This is a genomic window from Streptomyces sp. HUAS 31, assembly GCF_028198125.1.
Lineage (GTDB): Bacteria > Actinomycetota > Actinomycetes > Streptomycetales > Streptomycetaceae > Streptomyces > Streptomyces chartreusis.
In genome coordinates this window covers 6,642,319-6,663,362 of the sequence record NZ_CP116353.1, presented here as the reverse complement: position 1 = coordinate 6,663,362, position 21,044 = coordinate 6,642,319, and the positions used below count along the sequence as shown (strand labels likewise).

Annotated in this window: 20 protein-coding genes and 2 riboswitches; of the genes, 6 read left to right on the top strand and 14 right to left on the bottom strand. The window is 68.9% G+C overall.

Features of this window, described 5'->3' with window-relative positions; all coding sequences use genetic code 11:
* Window positions 1-43: 43 nt before the first annotated feature.
* From PGH47_RS29780 to PGH47_RS29745, 8 genes are all read right to left on the bottom strand, one after another.
* Window positions 44-1,363 carry an ABC transporter ATP-binding protein gene (locus PGH47_RS29780; RefSeq protein ID WP_271665942.1) on the bottom strand — a complete coding sequence of 440 codons (1,320 nt, stop codon included), beginning with the start codon at window positions 1,361-1,363 and terminating at the stop codon, window positions 44-46.
* Complete coding sequence (locus PGH47_RS29775; RefSeq protein WP_271665941.1) at window positions 1,360-2,442, bottom strand: ABC transporter ATP-binding protein; 1,083 nt, start codon at window positions 2,440-2,442, stop codon at window positions 1,360-1,362. The genes PGH47_RS29780 and PGH47_RS29775 overlap by 4 nt, the downstream gene beginning before the upstream one ends.
* A complete protein-coding gene (locus tag PGH47_RS29770) occupies window positions 2,439-3,449 on the bottom strand; it encodes an ABC transporter permease (RefSeq protein ID WP_030950353.1) in 1,011 nt (336 codons plus the stop codon). Before PGH47_RS29770 ends, PGH47_RS29775 begins: the two co-directional genes overlap by 4 nt.
* A gap of 93 nt (window positions 3,450-3,542) precedes the next feature.
* Window positions 3,543-5,294: an ABC transporter substrate-binding protein gene (locus tag PGH47_RS29765; protein WP_271665940.1), complete on the bottom strand. Its 1,752-nt coding sequence runs from the start codon at window positions 5,292-5,294 to the stop codon at window positions 3,543-3,545.
* A 27-nt stretch (window positions 5,295-5,321) separates the two neighbouring features.
* Window positions 5,322-6,320: an ABC transporter permease gene (locus PGH47_RS29760; protein ID WP_126902437.1), complete on the bottom strand. Its 999-nt coding sequence runs from the start codon at window positions 6,318-6,320 to the stop codon at window positions 5,322-5,324.
* Between the two features lie 360 nt (window positions 6,321-6,680).
* Window positions 6,681-7,478 carry an enhanced serine sensitivity protein SseB C-terminal domain-containing protein gene (locus PGH47_RS29755; protein WP_271665939.1) on the bottom strand — a complete coding sequence of 266 codons (798 nt, stop codon included), beginning with the start codon at window positions 7,476-7,478 and terminating at the stop codon, window positions 6,681-6,683.
* A gap of 166 nt (window positions 7,479-7,644) precedes the next feature.
* Window positions 7,645-8,436 carry an enhanced serine sensitivity protein SseB gene (locus PGH47_RS29750; RefSeq protein WP_271665938.1) on the bottom strand — a complete coding sequence of 264 codons (792 nt, stop codon included), beginning with the start codon at window positions 8,434-8,436 and terminating at the stop codon, window positions 7,645-7,647.
* A gap of 141 nt (window positions 8,437-8,577) precedes the next feature.
* Window positions 8,578-9,252 carry an AAA family ATPase gene (locus PGH47_RS29745; protein WP_271665937.1) on the bottom strand — a complete coding sequence of 225 codons (675 nt, stop codon included), beginning with the start codon at window positions 9,250-9,252 and terminating at the stop codon, window positions 8,578-8,580.
* Between the two features lie 169 nt (window positions 9,253-9,421).
* Window positions 9,422-9,520: riboswitch (glycine riboswitch) on the top strand.
* Window positions 9,521-9,636: riboswitch (glycine riboswitch) on the top strand.
* Between the two features lie 39 nt (window positions 9,637-9,675).
* On the opposite strand from PGH47_RS29745, the gene gcvT reads away from it, so the two are divergent.
* The 5 genes from gcvT to PGH47_RS29720 all read left to right on the top strand — a co-directional run bounded on the left by gcvT (window position 9,676) and on the right by PGH47_RS29720 (window position 14,707).
* Window positions 9,676-10,794, top strand: a complete 1,119-nt coding sequence (gene gcvT, locus PGH47_RS29740; RefSeq protein ID WP_271665936.1) for a glycine cleavage system aminomethyltransferase GcvT — start codon at window positions 9,676-9,678, stop codon at window positions 10,792-10,794.
* A gap of 121 nt (window positions 10,795-10,915) precedes the next feature.
* Window positions 10,916-11,293 carry a glycine cleavage system protein GcvH gene (gcvH, locus tag PGH47_RS29735; protein ID WP_107902594.1) on the top strand — a complete coding sequence of 126 codons (378 nt, stop codon included), beginning with the start codon at window positions 10,916-10,918 and terminating at the stop codon, window positions 11,291-11,293.
* Window positions 11,294-11,308: 15 nt separating this feature from the next.
* Window positions 11,309-12,595 (top strand): serine hydroxymethyltransferase, encoded by a 1,287-nt coding sequence (gene glyA, locus PGH47_RS29730; RefSeq protein ID WP_271665935.1) that lies wholly within the window; start codon window positions 11,309-11,311, stop codon window positions 12,593-12,595.
* 92 nt (window positions 12,596-12,687) lie between these two features.
* Window positions 12,688-14,055: an L-serine ammonia-lyase gene (locus tag PGH47_RS29725; RefSeq protein ID WP_271665934.1), complete on the top strand. Its 1,368-nt coding sequence runs from the start codon at window positions 12,688-12,690 to the stop codon at window positions 14,053-14,055.
* A 94-nt stretch (window positions 14,056-14,149) separates the two neighbouring features.
* Entirely contained in the window at window positions 14,150-14,707 is a 558-nt protein-coding gene (locus tag PGH47_RS29720; RefSeq protein ID WP_271665933.1) for a glycoside hydrolase family 25 protein, read from the top strand.
* 42 nt (window positions 14,708-14,749) lie between these two features.
* Here the strand turns inward: PGH47_RS29720 and PGH47_RS29715 are convergent, their stop codons facing one another.
* Together PGH47_RS29715 and PGH47_RS29710 are read right to left on the bottom strand one after the other, a co-directional pair.
* The gene (locus PGH47_RS29715) at window positions 14,750-14,968 is read right to left on the bottom strand and encodes an EF-hand domain-containing protein (RefSeq protein WP_271665932.1); all 219 of its coding nucleotides are present in this window, start codon (window positions 14,966-14,968) and stop codon (window positions 14,750-14,752) included.
* Window positions 14,969-15,052: 84 nt separating this feature from the next.
* Window positions 15,053-16,000, bottom strand: coding sequence for a helix-turn-helix domain-containing protein (locus PGH47_RS29710; protein WP_271665931.1), 948 nt, complete (start codon window positions 15,998-16,000; stop codon window positions 15,053-15,055).
* 65 nt (window positions 16,001-16,065) lie between these two features.
* Between PGH47_RS29710 and PGH47_RS29705 the strand changes: the two genes are divergently transcribed.
* Window positions 16,066-16,698 (top strand): GNAT family N-acetyltransferase, encoded by a 633-nt coding sequence (locus PGH47_RS29705; RefSeq protein WP_271668184.1) that lies wholly within the window; start codon window positions 16,066-16,068, stop codon window positions 16,696-16,698.
* Window positions 16,699-16,727: 29 nt separating this feature from the next.
* Here the strand turns inward: PGH47_RS29705 and PGH47_RS29700 are convergent, their stop codons facing one another.
* The 4 genes from PGH47_RS29700 to PGH47_RS29685 all read right to left on the bottom strand — a co-directional run bounded on the left by PGH47_RS29700 (window position 16,728) and on the right by PGH47_RS29685 (window position 21,026).
* Window positions 16,728-17,909 carry a YncE family protein gene (locus PGH47_RS29700; protein WP_271665930.1) on the bottom strand — a complete coding sequence of 394 codons (1,182 nt, stop codon included), beginning with the start codon at window positions 17,907-17,909 and terminating at the stop codon, window positions 16,728-16,730.
* A 142-nt stretch (window positions 17,910-18,051) separates the two neighbouring features.
* Window positions 18,052-18,555, bottom strand: a complete 504-nt coding sequence (locus PGH47_RS29695; protein ID WP_125529455.1) for an ATP-binding protein — start codon at window positions 18,553-18,555, stop codon at window positions 18,052-18,054.
* Between the two features lie 286 nt (window positions 18,556-18,841).
* A complete protein-coding gene (locus tag PGH47_RS29690) occupies window positions 18,842-19,609 on the bottom strand; it encodes an enoyl-CoA hydratase/isomerase family protein (protein ID WP_030967100.1) in 768 nt (255 codons plus the stop codon).
* 175 nt (window positions 19,610-19,784) lie between these two features.
* A complete protein-coding gene (locus PGH47_RS29685; protein ID WP_271665929.1) occupies window positions 19,785-21,026 on the bottom strand; it encodes a L,D-transpeptidase in 1,242 nt (413 codons plus the stop codon).
* Between the last annotated feature and the right edge of the window lie 18 nt (window positions 21,027-21,044).

Genomic DNA, 21,044 nt, shown 5'->3' with positions numbered 1-21,044 from the left:
CAGAGCCCCCGCCTTACAAAGAAAGGCGGGGGCCTGGCTTGGGTTACTTCTCGCTGGTTTCGGGGGAAGACTCCCCGGCTTCCTCGGAAGCCGCTCCAGCCTCGGCGGCCACGCCCTCGGCAGCCGGTGCGTCCTCGGAAACGATCTCCTCGGACACGGTCTCCTCGGACACGGCGTCCTCGGCCTCCGTGGCCGTCACCTCCGCCGCAACCGCCGCGGAAGTGGCCGCCGACTCCGCGAGCACCTCGTCGGCCACCAGCTCCGCCGCCTCCTTGGCCACCGACAGCAGGACGGTCTCCTGCGGCTGCTGGTCCTCGAAGTTCTCGGGGTGGTGGCACGCCACACGCTGGCCGGGCCGCAGCTCCAGCAGCGGCGGCTCCGTGGTCTTGCAGACCTCCGTCGCCTTCCAGCAGCGCGTGTGGAAGCGGCAGCCGCTCGGCGGGGAGATCGGCGAGGGCACGTCGCCGCGCAGCAGGATCCGCTCGCTCTTGACGCCCCGGCGCTTGGGGTCCGGGATCGGCACCGCCGACATCAGGGCCTTGGTGTACGGGTGCATCGGCGCCGTGTAGAGCGACTCGCGGTCGGCGAGCTCGACGATCTTGCCGAGGTACATCACCGCGATGCGGTCCGAGACGTGCCGTACGACCGACAGGTCATGGGCGATGATCACGTACGTGAGGCCGAGCTCCTGCTGGAGGTCGTCCAGCAGGTTCACGACCTGCGCCTGGATCGACACGTCCAGGGCGGAGACCGGCTCGTCGGCCACGACCAGCTTCGGGTTGAGCGCGAGGGCGCGCGCGATGCCGATGCGCTGACGCTGACCGCCGGAGAACTCGTGCGGGTAGCGGTTGTAGTGCTCGGGGTTCAGCCCGACCACCGACAGCAGCCGCTGGACCTCCTTCTTCACCCCGCCCTCCGGCGAGACGCCCTGGAGCCTGAAGGGGGCGCCGACGATCGTGCCGATGGTGTGCCGCGGGTTCAGCGAGGAGTACGGGTCCTGGAAGATCATCTGCACGTCACGGCGCATCGGGCGCATCTGCCCGACGCCGAGGTGCGTGATGTCCCGGCCCTCGAACTCGACCTTGCCGCCGGTCGGTTCGAGCAGCCTGGTGATCAGCCGGCCCATCGTCGACTTGCCGCAGCCCGACTCGCCGACGACGCCCAGCGTCTCGCCCTTGCGGACCTCGAAGTCGATGCCGTCGACCGCGCGCACCGCGCCGGTCTGCCGCTGGAGCAGCCCCTTGCGGATCGGGAAGTGCTTCTGAAGGCCCTCGACCTTCAGCAGGACCTCGCCGTCGGCGACGCCGGCTTTCGTGAGGTTGTCCTTCTGCGCGGGGATCTTCACCGCTTTTTCGTCGCTCACAGCTTCGGCGCAATCTCTTCGGTCCAGATACGCTCCCGCTGCTCCTGGCCCATGTGGCAGGCGGCCCAGTGTCGCTCGCCGACCTCGGTCAGCTCGGGGCGGACCGTGCGGGTGACGTTGTCCTTCGGGATGTCGGCGTACGGGCAGCGCGGGTTGAAGGCGCAGCCGGACGGGACATTGATCAGCGAGGGCGGGGAGCCCTTGATCGGGATGAGACGCTCGGTGTCCTCGCGGTCCAGGCGCGGCATCGAGCCGAGCAGGCCCCAGGTGTAGGGGTGGCGGGGCTCGGCGAAGACGGATTCGGCGGGGCCGCGCTCCACGGGCCGGCCGCCGTACATCACCAGCAGGTCGTCGGCCATCTCCGCGACGACACCGAGGTCGTGCGTGATCATGATGACCGCGGAGCCGAACTCCTTCTGCAGGTCCCGGATCAGGTCGAGGATCTGCGCCTGCACGGTGACGTCCAGGGCGGTGGTCGGCTCGTCGGCGATGAGCAGCTCGGGGTTGTTCACCAGCGCCATGGCGATCATGGCGCGCTGGCGCATACCGCCGGAGAACTCGTGCGGGAAGCCGTCGACGCGCTTGTTGGGCTCGGGGATGCCCACGCGGTCCAGCATCTCGATGGCCCGCGTGCGGGCCTCCTTCTTGCTGACCTTGTGGTGGACCCGGTACGCCTCGATGATCTGCTGCCCGACCGAGTAGTACGGGTGCATCGCCGACAGCGGGTCCTGGAAGATCATCGCCATCTTGCGGCCGCGCAGCCGGCGTACGTCGTCGGGGTCGGCGGCGATCAGCTCCTGGCCGTCCAGCCAGACTTCGCCGGTGACCTTGGCGTTGGCCGAGCGGTGCAGGCCCATCACGCCGAGCGACGTGACGGACTTGCCGGAGCCGGACTCGCCGACGATGCCCAGGGTCCTGCCCCGCCGCACGTCGAAGCTGACGCCGTCGACGGACTTCACCAGACCGTCGTCCGTGTTGAAGTGGATACGCAGATCGCGTACCGAAAGGAAGGCGCCGTCCGTGTCGGACGGGGCGGCGGCGGCGGGTTCGCCGAGTGCCGCTTTCTCGAGCTTGCTCACGAGTACCTCACCCGGGGGTCGATGGCGGCGTACACCAGGTCGACGACGAGATTGCAGAAGACGATGAAGAACGCGGCGACCAGGGTCACGCCCATCACGATGGGCAGGTCGTTGTCCTTGATGGACTGGACCGCGTAGGCACCGATGCCCTGCAAGGAGAAGACGGTCTCGGTGAGTACGGCGGAGCCGACGAGGGTGCCGAAGTCCATGCCGAAGATGGTGACGATCGGGGTCAGCGCGGCGCGCAGGCCGTGCTTGGCGACGACCGTGGTCTCCTTGAGGCCCTTGGCCCTTGCCGTTCTGATGTAGTCCTCGCCCATCGTCTCCAGCATGCCCGCCCGGGTGAGTCGGGCGTAGAGCGCGGAGAAGAGGAAGGCGAGGCTGACCCAGGGCAGGATCAGATGCCAGGCCCAGTCGGCGGGGTTCTCGGTGAACGGGACGTACTCGATGGCGTCCCAGATGGGGATCTCGTACACGAACAGGGCGTTGAGCACCTGGCCGGTGAAGAAGATCGGGAGGGAGACGCCGGCGAGGGCGATGAACATCGAGATGCGGTCGATGGGCTTGCCCTTGCGCAGCGCCGAGATGACGCCGGTCGTGACACCGAAGATCAGCCAGATCACGGCGGCACCGACGGCCAGCGAGAAGGAGACCGGAATCCGCTCCGTCAGCTGGGGCCACACCTCGACGTGGCTCTTGAAGGAGTAGCCGAAGCAAGGGGCGTCGCAACGGGTGGCGTCGGGACCGAACTTGTAGTCCGCGCCCACCACGAGGCCCTTGATGTAGTCCCAGTACTGGACGGCGATGGGCTGGTCCAGCCCGAGGTTCCGCTTGATGGCGGCGACGGACTCGGGGTTGGCGTCCTTGCCGACATACTGAGTGGCCAGCTGGTCGGCGGTCTGGCCACCGAGCCGTGGCACGAGGAAGAAGATCGCGAAGGTGACTGCGCTGACCACCAGCAGCAACAGCACCGCGCCGAAGACGCGTCGGATGATGTACGCAGCCACAGCTGTACGGCTCCGGACGGCCGGGGCGGGTTGTGCCCGCCCCGGCCATCCGGTGCCTTCACCTGCCTTTCAGGGAATCCGGCCTGACGGCCACTACTTGGTGGAGCTCAGCAGCGTGTAGTCGTACATGCCGAGGTAGGCCTGCGTGACCGTGACGTTGGCCGCGGACTCCGGACGGAACAGCAGGTTCTTGCGGTAGATCAGCGGGACGACGGACGCGTTGTCCATGACCATCTTGTCGATGTCGCCCCAGGCCTTGGTGCGGGCGGCGTCGTCGGTGTTGGCGATCGCGTCCGTGAGGGCCTTGTTGATCTTCGGGTCGTTCAGTTCCATCAGGTTGTTGCCACCGGAAGGCTTGATGGCCGCACCGTTGATGATCTGGTCGAGGAAGCCGTAGCCGGTCGGCCAGTCAGCACCCCACGCCATCGACAGCATGCCGAGCTTGTGCTCGTGGACGTAGCTCGGGACACCGGCGAAGTTCGAGAAGTACTTGCCGGAGGGGAACTGCTTGATCTCGACGTTGATGCCGACCTTCTTCAGCGAGTTCTGCACCGCCGTGGCCGAGGCGACCTCGGCGGGACGGTCGGAACGCGCGGTCAGGATCGTGTCGAAGCCGTTCGGCTTGCCGCAGGCCTTCAGCTCTTCCTTGGCCTTGGCGACGTCACCCTTGTTGCCCTCGGTGGCGTAGGTGTCGAACTTGGTGTAGCCGTTCACCGACGGGGGCAGCAGCGTGGAGGCCACGTCACCCTTCGGCGAGCCGCCGATCGCGTCCTGGACGGACTGCTTGTCCGTGGCCCACTGCACGGCCTTGCGGCAGTGCTCGTTGTCGAACGGCTTCACGTTCACGTTCAGCGCGATGTACTGCGTCGCACCGGCGTAGGAGGCGTCCGTCGAGGCGACGTTCTTGCCCGTCAGCACCTTCGGCTGGGTCGCCGGCTGGACACCGGTGCCCGCCGCGTCGACCGTGATCTTGTCCGAGAGCAGGTCGTTGTCGACCGTCACCGGGTTGACCTTGAACTTGATCGTGACCTTGTCCGGCAGCGCCTTGCGGATCGGGTCCGTCTTGGCGTCCCAGTTCTTGTTGCGCACGAGGGTGGCGCTGCGGCCCTCCTCGTAGGACTCGAACTGGTACGGGCCGGAGGACACGATGTTCTGGACGTACTTCGCGCCCGTGTCCTTGGCCTGCGGCACCGGAGCCGTCTGCGAGAACGTCGCCAGGTAGTCGAAGTCCGCGAAGGGCTGCTTCAACTTGAAGACGATCGTGCTGTCGTCCGGCGTCTCGATGGACTTGATGCCGTCCGCGGACTTGTCCTTGTAGGGGCCCTTGTACTTGTCGCCGCCGTCAAGGTACGCCTTGAAGTACGTCGGGCCGTTGGACAGCGCCTCGGGCGCGAAGTTGGAACGCTCGATGGCGTACTTCACGTCCTTGGACGTGATCGGCGTGCCGTCCTGGAACTTCACGCCCTGCCGGAGCTTGTACGTCCAGGTCTTGGCGTCCGCGCTCGGCTTACCGAGGGACTCGGCCAGGTCGGGAACGACCTCGAGGCCCTCCTTGCCGGCGGCCGGCTTGAACGTCGTCAGCGCACGCGCGTAGAGGCGGGAGAAGTTCTGCACCCAGCCGTAGTACGTGTTGCCCGGGTCCAGGGAGTCCGGAACGTCCGAGTGCTCGTACGTGACCGTCCCCCCCTTCTTCGTGGACGCGTTGACGATGGAGGACAGCGCGGCGTCCTTCTTGCCGTTGCCTCCGCCGTTGCCGTCACTGTCGTCCCCGCCACCACATGCGGCAGCACCCAGCGAGAGCGCCAGGACCGACGCGATCGCGGCGGTCACCCTTCTCGTCTTCACCTGAGGAAAGCCCCCTCTATCGATGGATCACTTGCTGCGAGGGTCGAGGGCGTCACGCAGCCCGTCACCCAGCAGGTTGAAGGCCAGGACGGTGATGAAGATCGCCAATCCGGGCACGAACATGTACTGCGGATCTGCGGTGTACAGATCGACAGCGTTGCTGAGCATGCCGCCCCAGGAGGCCTGCGGCGGAGCGATACCGACTCCGAGGAAGCTCAGCGCAGCCTCGAAGAGGATGTTCGTCGGGATGATCAGCGTCGAGTAGACGAGGATCGGCGCGACGAGATTGGGGAGCAGCTCGCGGAACAGGATGTACGGCCCGCGGGCGCCGAGGCTCGTGGAAGCCTCGATGAACTCTCGCCGGCGCAGCGTCATCGTCTGCGCGCGCACGATGCGGCCGATGTACGGCCAGCTGAAGAAGCCGATCACGAAGATCAGCACGCAGATGCGGAGCGGAAGGCCGTCGAGTCCGAAGAAACCGTCCTGCACGGAGGCGGAGATCGAGATCGCGAACAGCAGCAGCGGGAACGCCAGGAAGGTGTCCATCAGCCGGCTGATAACGCTGTCGATCCAGCCGCCGTAGTACCCGGCGATGATGCCGAGCACCGTGCCGATGACCACGGACAGGAGCGTGGCGCCTCCCGCGACCAGCAGCGAGACCCAGGAGCCGTCGATGATGCGGGCGAGCATGTCGCGGCCGTACTGGGGGTCGACGCCCAGGGGGTGGTCCCAACTCATTCCGCCCCAGCCGCCCTTGGGGGCGAGCAGGGCCGGGTCGATCAGGTCCTGGTTGAACTTGTTGGGGTCCATGCCGAAGACCCACTGGATCGGCTTGGAGAGCACAGCCATCAGCACGAGGCAGATGACGACGATGCCGCCGGCCATGGCGACCTTGTCCCGCTTGAAGCGCATCCAGGCGATCTGGGAGAGCGAACGCCCCTCGATCTGGCTCTTCTTGACTCCGGAGAGCACGGCCTCGGGCTGCGCTTCGGCCTCCGCTCCCGTTGTCTCGATCGGTGCGGTCACGGTGAGATTGACCCCTCTCGGCCGACGGTTGTCGACCCCCATGGCTGCCGCTGTAGCGGTTGCTTTCTCGTACACAGGACCGACCGGCCCATGTCTTGCGGGGAGTCTTCAACGCTTTGGCGATCTGTTGCCAGAGGTGACCGGGAAAGTATGCGCAACCGTGATGCTGTCTGGGGGGTTCCGTTATCCGAACAGCGGGTAACGCCCGGCGGACGCGAGTCAGTTGGGGCGTATGAGGGCGGACCGGGACCTTCCGATCACATCTACGCGCGGAGATTTGCCTAGGAAACCGCAGTCAACACCCCTGCGCACCTACGAAGTAGGGAAACCGACTGAACGGTAGGTTAGCGCGTTCGATGATCAGTAACGGCCCTGTGCCGGTGGGTAACCGTAGCCTCCGGCGGGGGCCTGAGCGGGTGCGGCGTGCGCCTCGCGGTCGTAGAACGGACGGGCGCTCGCGCGCATCCACATGGCGATCGGATCGTCCTCGTCGGACATCGCCACGGTCGACACCGGCAGCCCGTCAGGGACCGCCGCGATCGACTGGAGCATCATCGAGCGCACCGAGTCCACCGCCGACGGGCTGGTGTCGTACACATCGAGGCCGATGGCGAGATACGGCGCACCGAGCGCCGGCTGCACCCAGGCGCGGCGCAACGAGCGGACGGCCTGGGTCCGGTGGGCGTTCTGCGCGAGCAGGGCGTAGAACTGCGGGATCTCGATGGCGGGCTCCGACAGCCGCAGCGGACCGGCGGGCTGGCGGTCCAGGCCCGTCGCGATACGGCGCAGGTCGAGCCAGGGGATGCCGACGCCGCCACCAGGGGCGTGCGGGTTCAGCCAGAGGCCGTAGTGGTCCGGATAGAGGGTGCGGGCCACGTCGACGCCGTCGACCACCTCGTAGCTGCGGTTCCAGCCGCTGGCGGAGAGCTCCTGGGCGGAGGTGACGCACGGGGCGTAGCCGTACCCTTCGACCTCCATGTTTCCGTACTGGGCGTCCGGGGACCCGGCCTGGCCGTGCCAGAGCAGCATCCAGACCTGGCCGGCGGAAGGGGTGGCGAGGGCCCGCAGGAGGGCCTCGTAGGCGTCGTAGCGCCCGGGCGTCACCTGGCGCAGCATGTGCTCGACCTGCCCGGTCGAGGTTGTGCCGCTCGCGCTCACGATTTACCGCCCCTTCGGGAAACATGGCTTGTGAGCCCCAGCTTAGGCGCTCCGCTGGGAGAGCCGGATGGAGCTCGGGTCCTATTGTGGGCTGCTTGCTGCGGGTCGTGTGTGGCTTGTCGCGCAGTTCCCCGCGCCCCTGGAGGGGCGCTGCCCCTGCCGGGTGTCAGGAGTCGCGCGTGTAGAAGGGCCGTACCTTCGCGCGCATCCACTCGATCACCGGGTCCTGGGCCACGTCCAGGAGGACCAGGTTGACCTGCCAGGGCAGGGGGGCGCGGGTGAGAGCCCGGGCCAGGGCCTCGGTGGGGGCGGCGCGCAGGTCGCCCTCCCAGTGGGAGAGTTCGACGCCTATGAACATCACCGGGGCGGCCGTCTCGATCGTCGCCAGGCAGCGGCGCGCCGTCGCGACCACGCCGGTCGCGGCGAACTCGGCCGACGCCGCGGCGAGGAAGTCGATCGGGTCCTCCTGCCAGTCCGGCTCGTAGAGCTTGACCCGGCCGCCGGAGGTCGGGCCGTCCAGCGGGGTGCGGCCCACCCGGCAGAGCTCGGCGACGGCCGCCGGTGGCAGCGGGACGCCGACCACGCCGTCGGGGTTCAGGGCGATGCCCACGTGCGGCGGCAGTCCGCGCGCGAACTCCACGGCCGGCGCGACCGTGAACGCCATGTGGGAGCCGACGACCTGGCGGAACTGCTCCTCGGAGCTGAAGACCGGGACGTATGCCTGGCCCCCGATCTCCACCGTGGGCAGGTCCAGCGGGCCGCTGTCCGGGCCGCCGCCGTTGGGCAGGGGCACCCAGACGAAGCTGCGGCCCAGCACCTCGACGATCCGGGCGCCCGCCGAGGGCATGCCGAGGGAGGCGGAGAGCACCTCCTCCAGTTCATTGCCGGGCCAGCCTCCGTGCGGGTGGAGGTGGGCCCGGGCCGAGAAGTCCGCGGGGAGATCCGCTGGGAAGTCCATCTGTCTGACCGCCTGCTGTGAACCACGTCTGAGGCTCAGAAGGCTAGCCGGTGTCCGCCCGCCGCAGGGCTACGGGCGGCCCGCCCGCGCACACGGCCGGCCGGACCCCGGCACTCCGGGCCGGCCGCCGCATGCTCCGGGTCAGCCCGCGAACCCGATCCGGCGCAGCACGTCCGCCGCGTCCCGGTCGATCAGCACCGCCGAACCGCAGCCCTGCGGCAGATCGCCCTTCGCCGCCGAGCGCAGCAGCCGGGAGGCCGCCCGGCGGTGCCGCAGGAAGGCGTACCGCGAGACGCCCCGGCCGCGCTCGCGCTGGCCTTCCAGGGCGGTGCCCGGCGTCACGTCGAGCAGCAGCAGGTGCAGGGTGCCGCCCCGGCGGCGGGCCGCGCGGGCCAGCCAGCCGCGCACCCAGGCCTGTGTGCCGCAGTCGTGCACGACGACGCCCTCGCCGGAGCGCAGCGCGCGGCGCAGCCCGGCGTAGTGCGCGAGGCGGACCAGGGGGCGGTAGACGGCGTACGGGAGGAAGCCCGGCAGCCGGGCGTCCCAGCGGTCCCGGGTGTCCTGGGAGTCGATGCGCAGGCCCTTCACCGTCCGCCGCATCAAGGTCGACTTGCCGCTGCCGGGCAGGCCGGTGATGACGACGAGGTCCTCGGGGCCGAAGAGCAGCGCGTGCGGGCTGTGGCCGGAGCGGTCGCGCAGATCGCGGACCACGGGTGCGGGACACGCGACGTGCGCTTCGACACCGGGTGCCGCGGGCTGCTTGGGCAGCGCGATGCCCGAGGTCGTGGCGTACGCCGTGGTGCGGTTCACCGTCATCGTCCTCCTCCGGGGTCAGGAGTCCCCATCCCCACTGAGCGTAAAGAGAAGGTAATAGAGGATCTCCTCCTTTTCGTTCGCTTCCTGCCACAAGCCGGTTACAGAGATGGCCTGCCCCCGACGGGGTCCGGCATGCAATGATGGCGGCGCCAACTGCATACCGGCCGTTTGAATCCGCGCGGGAGAGTCCCCAGCAGTGCATCGCTGGGGCGCCGAAGGAGCAAGTCCCTCCCTTGAATCTCTCAGGCCCCGTTACCGCGCGGGCGAGGCACATCTGAAAAGCGGGTCGCTGTGTGCACAGCGGCTCCACCCAAGGTGCAAGCCATGATCACCGTCTCCGGGATCATGGCGAACCTCTCAGGTTCCGATGACAGATGGGGAGGAACGACCTCGCCTGTCATGCCTTTGGGAGACAACGGACCGATGAGCAGCACCGAACCCCGTCGTACCGCGCTCGATGCCCTGCATCGCTCGCTCGGCGCCACGATGACCGACTTCGCCGGCTGGGACATGCCCCTGCGCTACGCCTCGGAGCGCGACGAGCACACCGCCGTACGCACCAAGGCCGGCCTGTTCGACCTCTCGCACATGGGCGAGATCACCGTGACCGGCACGGACGCGGCCAGGCTGCTGAACCACGCCCTCGTCGGCAACATCGCCTCCGTCGGTGTCGGCCGCGCCCGCTACACCATGATCTGCCAGGCCGACGGCGGCATCCTCGACGACCTGATCGTCTACCGGCTCGCCGAGACCGAGTACATGGTCGTCGCCAACGCCTCCAACGCCCAGGTCGTGCTCGACGCCCTGGTGGAACGATCCGCCGGCTTCGACGCCGAGGTCCGCGACGACCGCGACGCCTACGCGCTGCTGGCCGTCCAGGGTCCCGAGTCCCCCGGCATCCTGAAGTCGCTGACCGACGCCGACCTCGACGGCCTGAAGTACTACGCCGGCCTGCCCGGCACGGTCGCCGGCGTCCCCTCGCTCATCGCCCGCACGGGCTACACCGGCGAGGACGGCTTCGAGCTGTTCGTGAAGCCGGAGCACGCCGTGGAGCTGTGGCAGGCGCTCACCAAGGCCGGCGAGGGCGTCGGCCTGGTCCCCTGCGGGCTGTCCTGCCGGGACACGCTGCGCCTGGAGGCGGGCATGCCGCTGTACGGCCACGAGCTGACCACCGCGCTCACCCCCTTCGACGCCGGGCTCGGCCGGGTGGTGAAGTTCGAGAAGGAGGGCGACTTCGTCGGGCGCGAGGCGCTGACCGAGGCCGCCGAGCGCGCCGCCCAGAACCCGCCGCGCGTGCTGGTCGGCCTGATCGCCGAGGGGCGTCGCGTCCCGCGTGCCGGGTACCCGGTCGTCGCCGGCGGCGAGGTCATCGGCGAGGTCACCTCTGGTGCGCCCTCCCCCACCCTGGGCAAGCCCATCGCCATGGCGTACGTCGACGCCGCGCACTCCGCGCCCGGCACCGCCGGGGTCGGCGTGGACATCCGCGGCAGCCACGAGCCCTACGAGGTCGTGGCGCTGCCGTTCTACAAGCGGCAGAAGTAACGCCACAAGAAGAGACTGACAGCGGCAGGCGCGTGACTCTGCGCACATTTCCGCTGATCACTCACGTATCCAGCGGTCCCTCATTCATCACCACTCCCGCGCGTACAGGAGAATTCAGGCCATGAGCAACCCCCAGCAGCTGCGCTACAGCAAGGAGCACGAGTGGCTGTCGACCGCCGAGGACGGCGTCTCGACGGTCGGCATCACCGAGTTCGCGGCCAACGCGCTCGGCGACGTCGTCTACGCCCAGCTCCCCGAGGTCGGCTCGACCGTGACCGCGGGTGACACCTGCGGCGAGCTGGAGTCGACCAAGTCCGTCTCCGACCTGTACTCCCCCGTCACCGGTGAGGTCACCGAGATCAACGAGGACGTGGTGAACGACCCGGCGCTCGTGAACTCCGCCCCCTTCGAGGGTGGCTGGCTGTTCAAGGTACGCATCACGGAGGAGCCGGCCGACCTGCTCTCCGCCGACGAGTACGTCGCCCACACCGCCGGCTGAGGAGTCGTATCCCTTATGTCTGACACGTCTGACAAGTCGCTTCTGAACACACCCCTGCATGAGCTGGATCCGGCGATCGCGGCGGCTCTGGATGCCGAGCTGGAGCGTCAGCAGTCGACGCTGGAGATGATCGCGTCGGAGAACTTCGCTCCGGTCGCGGTCATGGAGGCGCAGGGCTCGGTCGCCACGAACAAGTACGCCGAGGGCTACCCCGGCCGGCGTTACTACGGCGGCTGTGAGCACGTCGATGTCGCCGAGCAGATCGCGATCGACCGGGTCAAGGAGCTGTTCGGCGCCGAGTACGCCAACGTGCAGCCGCACTCGGGTGCCTCCGCGAACCAGGCGGCGCTGTTCGCGATCGCCCAGCCCGGCGACACGATCCTGGGCCTGGACCTCGCGCACGGCGGCCACCTCACCCACGGCATGCGCCTGAACTTCTCCGGCAAGCAGTTCAACGTGGTCGCCTACCACGTCGAGACCGACAGCGGCCTGGTCGACATGGCCGAGGTCGAGCGCCTGGCGAAGGAGCACCGCCCGAAGGTGATCATCGCCGGGTGGTCGGCGTATCCGCGCCAGCTCGACTTCGCCGCGTTCCGCCGGATCGCGGACGAGGTCGGCGCCTACCTGTGGGTCGACATGGCGCACTTCGCGGGCCTGGTCGCGGCCGGTCTGCATCCCAACCCGGTCCCGCACGCCGACGTGGTGACCTCCACCACCCACAAGACCCTCGGCGGCCCGCGCGGCGGGATCATCCTGGCCCGCAGCAAGGAGTTCGCCAAGAAGCTGAACTCCGCGGTCTTCCCCGGTTTCCAGGGCGGCCCGCTGGAGCACGTGATCGCCGCGAAGGCGGTGTCCTTCAAGGTGGCCGCGTCCGAGGAGTTCAAGGAGCGCCAGCAGCGCACCATCGAGGGTGCCCGCATCCTGGCGGAGCGGCTGACCGCGCCGGACGCCCGCGAGGCGGGTGTGAACGTGCTGTCCGGCGGCACCGACGTGCACCTGATCCTGGTCGACCTGCGCGCCTCCGACCTCGACGGGCAGCAGGCCGAGGACCGCCTCCACGAGGTCGGTATCACCGTCAACCGCAACGCCGTGCCCGACGACCCGCGCCCGCCGATGGTCACCTCCGGCCTGCGGATCGGCACCCCGGCCCTGGCCACCCGCGGCTTCACGGCTGAGGACTTCACCGAGGTCGCCGACGTGATCGCCGAGACCCTCAAGCCCGCCTACGACGCCGACGCGCTCAAGGCCCGGGTCAAGGCACTCGCCGACAAGCACCCGCTCTACCCCGTTCTGAACAAGTAGTTCCTTTCCGTGGGGTGTCCCGCACACTGGTCAGTGAGCGGGCGGGGCACCCCGCGGAAGCCTTCTGCACCACCCCGTATTGAGGAGTCCCCGTGGCCATCTCGGTCTTCGACCTGTTCTCGATCGGCATCGGCCCGTCCAGCTCCCACACGGTCGGCCCGATGCGCGCGGCACGCATGTTCGCCCGCCGCCTGCACAACGAGGGCGTACTGTCCTCCGTCGCCTCCATACGCTCCGAGCTCTACGGCTCGCTCGGCGCCACCGGCCACGGCCACGGCACCCCCAAGGCGGTGCTGCTCGGCCTGGAGGGCGACTCGCCCCGCACCGTCGACGTGGAGACCGCCGACGAGCGGGTGGAGAAGATCAAGTCGTCGGGCCGCCTGAGGCTCCTCGACGACCACGAGATCCCGTTCGACTTCGACAAGGATCTCGTGCTGCACCGCCGCAAGGCCCTGCCCTACCACGCGAACGGCATGACGCTGTGGGCGTTCGACGCCTCCGGCGAAGAGCTCATGTCCAGGACGTACTACTCCGTGGGCGGCGGCTTCGTCGTCGACGAGGAGGCCGTCGGCGCGGACCGGATCAAGCTCGACGACACCGTCCTGAAGTACCCCTTCCGCACGGGCGACGAGCTGCTGCGCCTGACGCAGGAGACGGGTCTGTCGATCTCGTCGCTGATGCTGGAGAACGAGCGGGCCTGGCGCACCGAGGACGAGATCCGCGAGGGCCTGCTGGAGATCTGGCGGGTGATGCGCGAGTGCGTGTCCCGCGGCATGGCGCGCGAGGGCATCCTGCCGGGCGGCCTGAAGGTCCGCCGCAGGGCCGCGAACACCGCCCGCAAGCTGCGCTCCGAGGGCGACCCGAAGGCGCTCGCCATGGAGTGGATCACGCTCTACGCGATGGCCGTGAACGAGGAGAACGCCGCGGGCGGCCGCGTCGTGACGGCCCCCACGAACGGTGCGGCGGGCATCATCCCGGCGGTCCTGCACTACTACATCAACTTCGTGCCGGGCGCCGACGAGGACGGCGTGGTCCGCTTCCTGCTCGCCGCGGGCGCGATCGGCATGCTCTTCAAGGAGAACGCCTCCATCTCCGGCGCCGAGGTCGGCTGCCAGGGCGAGGTCGGCTCCGCCTGCTCCATGGCGGCCGGCGCACTCGCCGAGGTGCTCGGCGGCAGCCCCGAACAGGTCGAGAACGCCGCCGAGATCGGCATGGAACACAACCTCGGCCTCACCTGCGACCCCGTCGGCGGCCTCGTCCAGATCCCCTGCATCGAGCGCAACGGCATGGCCGCGGTGAAGGCGGTAACGGCCGCTCGCATGGCGATGCGCGGCGACGGCTCCCACAAGGTGTCCCTCGACAAGGTCATCAAGACCATGAAGGACACGGGCGCCGACATGTCGGTCAAGTACAAGGAGACGGCTCGGGGAGGGCTGGCGGTCAACATCATCGAATGTTGACAATTCCACGTCAGGAACGCGTCAGCCGTGCCACGGTGGGGCATACACCCAGTCCAACTCCTGTCCCCCCACCGGTACATCAGGGAGTCCCCCCATGCTGCGCGGCATCGACGTAAGCGCGTACCAGTCCTCGTCCTACGACACCGACGGCCTCTCCTTCGTCTTCATCAAGGCGACGGAGGGGCGCTCCTACATCAACCCCAAACTCGCCGCCCAGACGAAACGCGCCCGTGACGCCGGCCTGGTCGTCGGCTTCTACCACTTCCTCTGGCCCGGCAACCTCTCCGCCCAGGCCGACTACTTCGTCAGCAAGGCCCCCGAGAAGGCGGGCGACATCCTCGCCGTCGACTGGGAGACCACGAGCGAGGGCACTCACGCCAGCAACGCGGAGAAGGACCTCTTCATCCGCAAGTTGAGAGAGAAGCGCCCGAACAACCCGGTCGTGCTCTACTGCAACCGTCACTACTGGCTCAACGTCGACACCACTTCCTACGCCGGGCACGGCCTGTGGATCGCCGACTACGTCACGGCCGGCAAGCCCCGCATCCAGGCGAAGTGGCGCTTCCACCAGTACACGGACAACCCGCTGGACAGGAACGTCGCGAACTTCTCCAGCAAGGCGGCACTCCGGGAGTGGGCCGAGAACGCCTGAAGGGGCGCCTTCCTCTGGAGGAGGCGCCCCTTCATGGGCCTGCTACTTGTTCAGGAAGGCCCAGAACTCGTCGAAGGACAAGAGCTTGTCGCCGTTGAGGTCGCGGCTCTTGATGATCGCCTCGGCGACCGCCTCGGTGACGTTCCAGTCGCCGGCCTGTGCGAGTGCGGTCTTGAACTCGGCGGCGGTGATGGTGCCGTCACCGTCCGCATCGATGCGCTCGAACTGCTTGCGTGCTTCCTCGATGTCGATGTGCGCCACCGGTCCGCCCCTTTACTCGCGTCTACTCGCGTCTGTCGTGTTTGTGCTGGCCTGCTGCCGCAGGTCACATTAGCCGCGGTCAGATTAGCCGCCCACGCACGCCTCCAGTGCGGCGACCACCCACGCGAACTCCGCGCGGTACGCCGACTCGGGCCCGCGGCCCTTCACGACGGACAGCAACTCGCGGTAACGGGCGACCTCGTCGCTCACACTCGACCGCAGGCGTTCCAGCACCATGGCCGGATCGGCGTCGCCGATCAGGTCCCGCAGGATCCGCCCGGCCTCGGGCGACGCGGGGTCGACGCCCCGCCCGAGCGCCTCGGCGGCGAGGTGCACCAGCTTCCGGGAGAACCACATCGACGCCCCGGCCGGTGTCTCCGGCCCGCGCCCGGCCGCGTTGAACTCGGCCACCTTGCGCATCCGCGCCCGGAACCGCGGGTCCTGGATCAGCTCGGCCAGCTCCACCCAGGCGTCCACCTGCTCGGACGTCGGGTCGTCCGGCAGATCCACGGCCATCTCCCGCATCCGGTCGCGGACCACGGGGTCCGCGGAGTCCAGTCCGTGGAACATCTCGTCCACGAACTCCTCCAGGACGCGCCGCCGCTCGGCGGCCGACAGTCGCGCCAGTCGATTCATCAAGGTCATCTCCTCTGCGGTCGACCCGCGTCGCGCCACGGTCGACAGCACCGCACGGGTCACTTTCAGAGAGCGGATCTGGGCGTCCAGGGCGGCGACATGCGTGGCCGCCACCGACGCCACGTCCTTCTCGCCGCTGACCACCTTCCGTACGTCGTCCAGGCCCAGACCCAGTTCGCGCAGGGTGCGGATCAGCTCCAGGCGGGCGACGGACTCGGCGTCGTAGAGGCGATAGCCGCCGGAGGAGCGGGTGACCGGGTGCAGGACGCCCTCGTCGGACCAGTAGCGGATGGTCCGTACGGTCAGTCCGGTGGCCCGGGCCAGCTCGCCGATGGTGAAAAGTCCGGTGCCGTCGTACGGGGGGTCTGGGGGGTGTCCCCCCGGATGGTGCAGCATGTTTGCGAGTGTGGGCCTTCCACTGGGTGGAGACTCAAGGAGTCGAACGGGAGGGACAGGGCTTCGTGGAAACCCTGCGGGACATTCTCGACTCGGTGGCGCGGGGCGTCTTCCCGCCCGCGGACGGCCGTACGACGGTCCTCCCCCAGCCCTCCCTGCGCGACGCGGGTGTCCTCGCCTTCACCGCGCACTCGGTCGTCCTCACCGACGAGGACCCGGCGTGGGTGTACGACACCCTGCGCGAGGTGGACTGCGACGCGCTGGCCGCGCCGATGAACCCGCGCTTCCTGGCCGCCTTGATGGAGCGGACCGGGCGCGGGGCGGAGACCGTCGACGCGGTTCTGGTCGCCGAACCGCTGCCGGGCACGCCGCCGCTCGCGCTGAGGGAGATCGAGGACGCCGGGCACTCCCGGGTCGGCTATGCCCGACGCCGGCGCGACGACGTGCGCGCGTGGGCGGCGGACGGCGGGGTGCTGGTGATGGGGCGCGGGGTCGCCGGGCGGCTGGAGGTCTCGGTGGAGGTGGACGAGGGGGTACGGCACCGGGGGCTGGGGCGCCTGCTGGTGACCGCGGCCCGGCATCTCGTCACGGAACCGCTGTGGGCCCAGGTCACGCCGGGGAACGCCCGCAGTGCGCGGACGTTCCAGGCGGCGGGCTATCGGCAGGTGGGCGCGGAGCTGCTGCTGCACACGCGGTAGCCGGCGAAGGGTGTCCGGCCCGGTGGCGGCTAGCGGAAGATGCCGGTGTGGCCGAGGGAGTAGCGGCCCGGCTGCGGGTACACGGCGAGGCCGTGCGGGCCCTCGCCCACCTGGATACGGGCGAGTTCGGCGCCGGTGCGGGTGTCGATGGCGTACACCTCGGAGTCGTAGCGGCCGGAGAGCCACAGCACCTTGCCGTCGGCGGAGACGCCACCCATGTCGGGGCTGCCGCCCTCGGGGAGGTGCCACTTCCGGGTCAGCCTGTTCCGGGTGAAGTCGAAGACGGAGACGGTGCCTTCGCCGCGGTTGGAGACGTACATCTCGCGTGAGTCGCGGCTGACGTAGAGGCCGTGGGTGCCCTTGCCGGTGGGCAGGAGCTTCGGGGTGTCGAACTTGTCGCCGTCCAGCACCCACATGCCGTCGGCCATCATGTCGGCGATGTAGAACCGCTTGCCGTCCGGGGAGACCTTGACGTCCTGCGGCATGGCGCCGTCGAAGGGGAGCTTCTGCTGGGCGACGACCTTCATCCTCTCGGTGTCGACCTTCAGCAGTTCGCCGCTGAACTCGCAGGAGACGATGAAGTAGCGGCCGTCGAGGGAGAAGTCGGCGTGGTTGACGCCGTAGCAGGTGACCGGTTCGGTCCTGATCCGCTTCATGGTGTGGGGGTCGCGGAAGACGAGTTCGCGGTCGAGTGAGGCCATGACGACGGCGTACTTGCCGTTGGGGGTGAAGTAGAGGTTGTAGGGGTCGTGGACCTCCACCTCCTCGCCCGCCTTGCCGGTCTTCGGGTCGATGGGGGTGAGGGTGTGGCCGCGGTTGTTGTTGACCCAGAGCGTCTTCAGGTCCCAGGACGGGACGACGTGCTGGGGCTGGTGGCCGACGGGGACGGTCTCGATGACCTCGTACGTCTTCGGGTCGATGACGGAGACGGTGTCGGACTCGCTGTTCGGGACGTAGACACGGGACGGGAAGTCCTTGACGACCGGGGAGAGCCGGTTCGGGCGGTCGGCGGCGTAGACGTCCTTCGGGTCGAGGACGGGCGGCATGCCGGGGAGGCCCTTGACGGGCTCGTCCTTCACGGGGGCGGGGACGGCGGCCTGGGTGCCGCGGGGTGTCCCGGTGCGGTCCTCGCCCTTGGGGGAGCCGGTGCCGCAGGCGGCGAGGGCGAGGAGGGCCAGGCCGGCGAGGAGGGTGCGGTAGGTGTGGTTCATCGGCAGTCTTCCGGTGCGGCGAGGTGGGGGCGCCGCACTATTTAATGAGTATTGCGCCGAAAACCATGCCATTTACCCGATTGGCCCCAAGGTACGGGTCGCCGTGACCAGCCCTGGAACGCCGCCCCTTCGATCCCGCCCGTTAGCGGTCCGCCACCCGCATCTCGAACCACGTCGTCTTGCCGCGCGGCAGCAGGTCCACGCCCCAGCGGTCGGAGAGCTTGTCGACGAGGAACAGGCCCCGGCCGCTGACGTCCATCTCCTGGACCGGCATCAGACAGGGCAGTCCGCGGGACGGGTCGCGGACCTCGATACGGATCCAGCCCCGGCGGCGGCGCATCCGAAGGCCGAAGACGCGGGCGCCGGTGTGGCGGACGGCGTTGCCGACGAGTTCCGAGACGAGCAGGACCGCGTCCTCGGTCATCTTGGGGGTGAGACCCCACTGACGCAGAACCACCACTTGCGCGAGCCGGCGCGCGGTCGCGGCGGATTCGGGTCGGGAGGGGAGCGGAACTTCCGCCTCCGTAGGATTACCGAACAGTTCCAGCGCCTTTGAGGCAGCCTCGTCCTCGACCGCCGGCGACCAGCGCGCCGCAGTCGCACGGCCGTTTCCCCGCGGGTGTTCGACACCCTCCAGCCCCGCCATGCCCCCATCATGGCCGCCCGCACGGTCCTCCGGGGCCGTTCCGGAGGAATACACCCCCCGGAAGCCTTCATTCCGCACCGGCCCGTTGGCATATGCCGATGGCAGTTCGGAGTCCTCAACAGCCCGCCTGACCTGCGACGAAGGGTCTGCTGGAGGCAATCGACGGGCTCCCTCGACAAGGCACGCTTAAGGTTGCCTTAAGGCTGCCATAAACCGCCCCATCGAGGGACCCGGATCAGACACTCCGTCAATTGCAAGTGGTTCGGGCGAGTTTCAGATGTGAGATTCAGAGGAACTTGGCCTTGCCCGGCCCTTCCTCGACGAAGCTGCGCATACCCCGCTCCCGGTCCTCCGTCGCGAACAGTCCGGCGAACCAGCCGCGCTCGACCGCGAGGCCCGTCTCGATGTCCGTCTCCAGGCCCGTGTCGATCGACTCCTTCGCCGCGCGCAGCGCGATCGCCGGACCCTGCGCCAGCTTCGCGGCCCAGGCGTGCGCCTCGGCGTAGACCTGGTCCGCGGCGACGACACGGTCCACGAGGCCCAGCTCCCGCGCCTCGTCGGCCTTGACCATACGGCCCGTGAAGATCAGGTCCTTCGCCTTGGACGGGCCGATCAGCCGGGCCAGCCGCTGGGTGCCGCCGGCGCCCGGGATCAGGCCGAGCAGGATCTCCGGCTGGCCCAGCTTGGCGTTGTCCGCGGCGATGCGGAAGTCCGCGCAGAGCGCCAACTCGCAGCCGCCGCCGAGCGCGTAGCCGGTCACGGCCGCCACGACCGGCTTCGGGATCCGGGCCACCGCGGTGAACGACTCCTGGAGGCCCCGGGCGCGCAGGACCATCGCGGTGTGGTCCATGGCCTGCATCTCCTTGATGTCCGCGCCCGCCGCGAACACCTTCTCCCCGCCGTAGATCACCACGGCCCGCACGTCGTCACGCCGGGTCGCCTCCTCGGCGAGCTCCTTGAGCCTGTCCTGGGTGGCGACGTCCAGCGCGTTCATGGGCGGGCGGTCGAGGCGGAGGGTACCGACACCTTCGGCGACTTCGAGATTCACGGTCATGGAGGCAGGTTAACGGGGACTAACGGCACGGGCTGGAGTGCGGTCAGTCACACACGGCCGGGGGTCTGGGGGTTGCCCCCAGGCAGACGCAGCACGGGGACTAACGCTGACGGCCCCGGTGCCGTACCTCACATCGAGGTCGTGCACCGGGGCCGTGTGTCCGCAAAGGGGGAAGCTATGCCTTCCACTTCTCCCAGGACATGTTCCAGCCGTTGAGGCCGTTCTCCGGCGCGACCGTCGCGTCGGCGGAGTTCTTCACGACCACCACGTCGCCGATCATCGAGTGGTTGAAGAACCAGGCGGCCGGCGTGCTCTTGTCCCACGCGCCCTTGACGTCGCGCAGGCCGATGCAGCCGTGGCTGGCGTTGTAGTTGCCGAAGGCGCCGCCGCCCCAGTAGTTGCCGTGGATGAAGGTGCCCGAGTCGGTCAGGCGGGTGGCGTGCGGGACGTCATCGATGTCGTACTCGCCGTCGTAGCCGACCGTGTCGCCGTTCATCCGGGTCTCGACGAACTTCTCGGTCATGACCATCTGGCCGTTCCAGGTGTCGTACCCGGGCTTGCCGGTGGTGACGGGGATGGTCTTGACGACCTTGCCGTCCTGAGTGACCTTCATCTTCTTGGTCTTCACGTCGACGACCGAGACCTGGTTGCGGCCGATCGTGAAGGTGACCTTCTTGTCCTGCTCGCCGTAGACGCCGTCACGGCCCTCGACGCCGTCGAGGTTGAGCTCGACGGTGACCTTCGTGCCGGACTTCCAGTACTTCTCGGGACGGAAGTCGAGGCGGTCGTTGCCGAACCAGTGGCCCGCGACCTCCACGGCCGGCTCGGTCTTGACGGTGATCGCCTTCTCGACGTCCTCGGGGTTGGTGATGCCCCGGTCGAAGCGCAGTGAGAACGGCATTCCGACGCCGACCTTCGAGCCGTCCTCCGGAGTGAACCGGCCGATGAAGGTGTTCTTCGGCGTCAGCGTGGTGAAGTCGGCCTCCTTGGCGGCCTCCAGGCCGTCGGCGTCCTTGGCGACCGCGTGCACCGTGTACTTCGTCGCGGCGGCGAGGTGCGTGGACGGAGTCCACGTGCCGCCGTCGCCGGATATCTTCCCGTCTATCGAGTTGCCCTTGGCGTCCTTGACCTCGACGTCCGTCAGCTTGCCCTTGGCCGCGGTCACCTTCAGCGCGCCGCTGGTGTCGACGGACTTGGCGCCGTCGCCCGGCGCTATGGTCACGACCGCACGGGACTTCTTGGCCTCCGCGGTGCTGGAGTCCCCGCCCTTGCCGTCCCCGGCACCGGTGTCCGATCCGCCGCCCCCGCCACACGCGGTGACGGCGATCAGCAGGACGCCGGCCAGTGCCGCGAGGCCGGTGCGCCCGCGCCCTCCGCGCCCGTCAACCGACGCCCCCGATATCGGCCGCACGTTCAAGTCTTTCTCCCCTCCCCG

Coding starts and splice junctions, on each gene's coding strand:
- gcvT (WP_271665936.1), top strand. CDS start 9,676: ATGAGCAGCACCGAACCCCGTCGTACCGCGCTCGATGCCCTGCATCGC.
- PGH47_RS29745 (WP_271665937.1), bottom strand. CDS start 9,252: ATGACGGTGAACCGCACCACGGCGTACGCCACGACCTCGGGCATCGCG.
- PGH47_RS29695 (WP_125529455.1), bottom strand. CDS start 18,555: ATGGCGGGGCTGGAGGGTGTCGAACACCCGCGGGGAAACGGCCGTGCG.
- gcvH (WP_107902594.1), top strand. CDS start 10,916: ATGAGCAACCCCCAGCAGCTGCGCTACAGCAAGGAGCACGAGTGGCTG.
- glyA (WP_271665935.1), top strand. CDS start 11,309: ATGTCTGACACGTCTGACAAGTCGCTTCTGAACACACCCCTGCATGAG.
- PGH47_RS29750 (WP_271665938.1), bottom strand. CDS start 8,436: ATGGACTTCCCAGCGGATCTCCCCGCGGACTTCTCGGCCCGGGCCCAC.
- PGH47_RS29690 (WP_030967100.1), bottom strand. CDS start 19,609: ATGACCGTGAATCTCGAAGTCGCCGAAGGTGTCGGTACCCTCCGCCTC.
- PGH47_RS29720 (WP_271665933.1), top strand. CDS start 14,150: ATGCTGCGCGGCATCGACGTAAGCGCGTACCAGTCCTCGTCCTACGAC.
- PGH47_RS29700 (WP_271665930.1), bottom strand. CDS start 17,909: ATGAACCACACCTACCGCACCCTCCTCGCCGGCCTGGCCCTCCTCGCC.
- PGH47_RS29710 (WP_271665931.1), bottom strand. CDS start 16,000: ATGCTGCACCATCCGGGGGGACACCCCCCAGACCCCCCGTACGACGGC.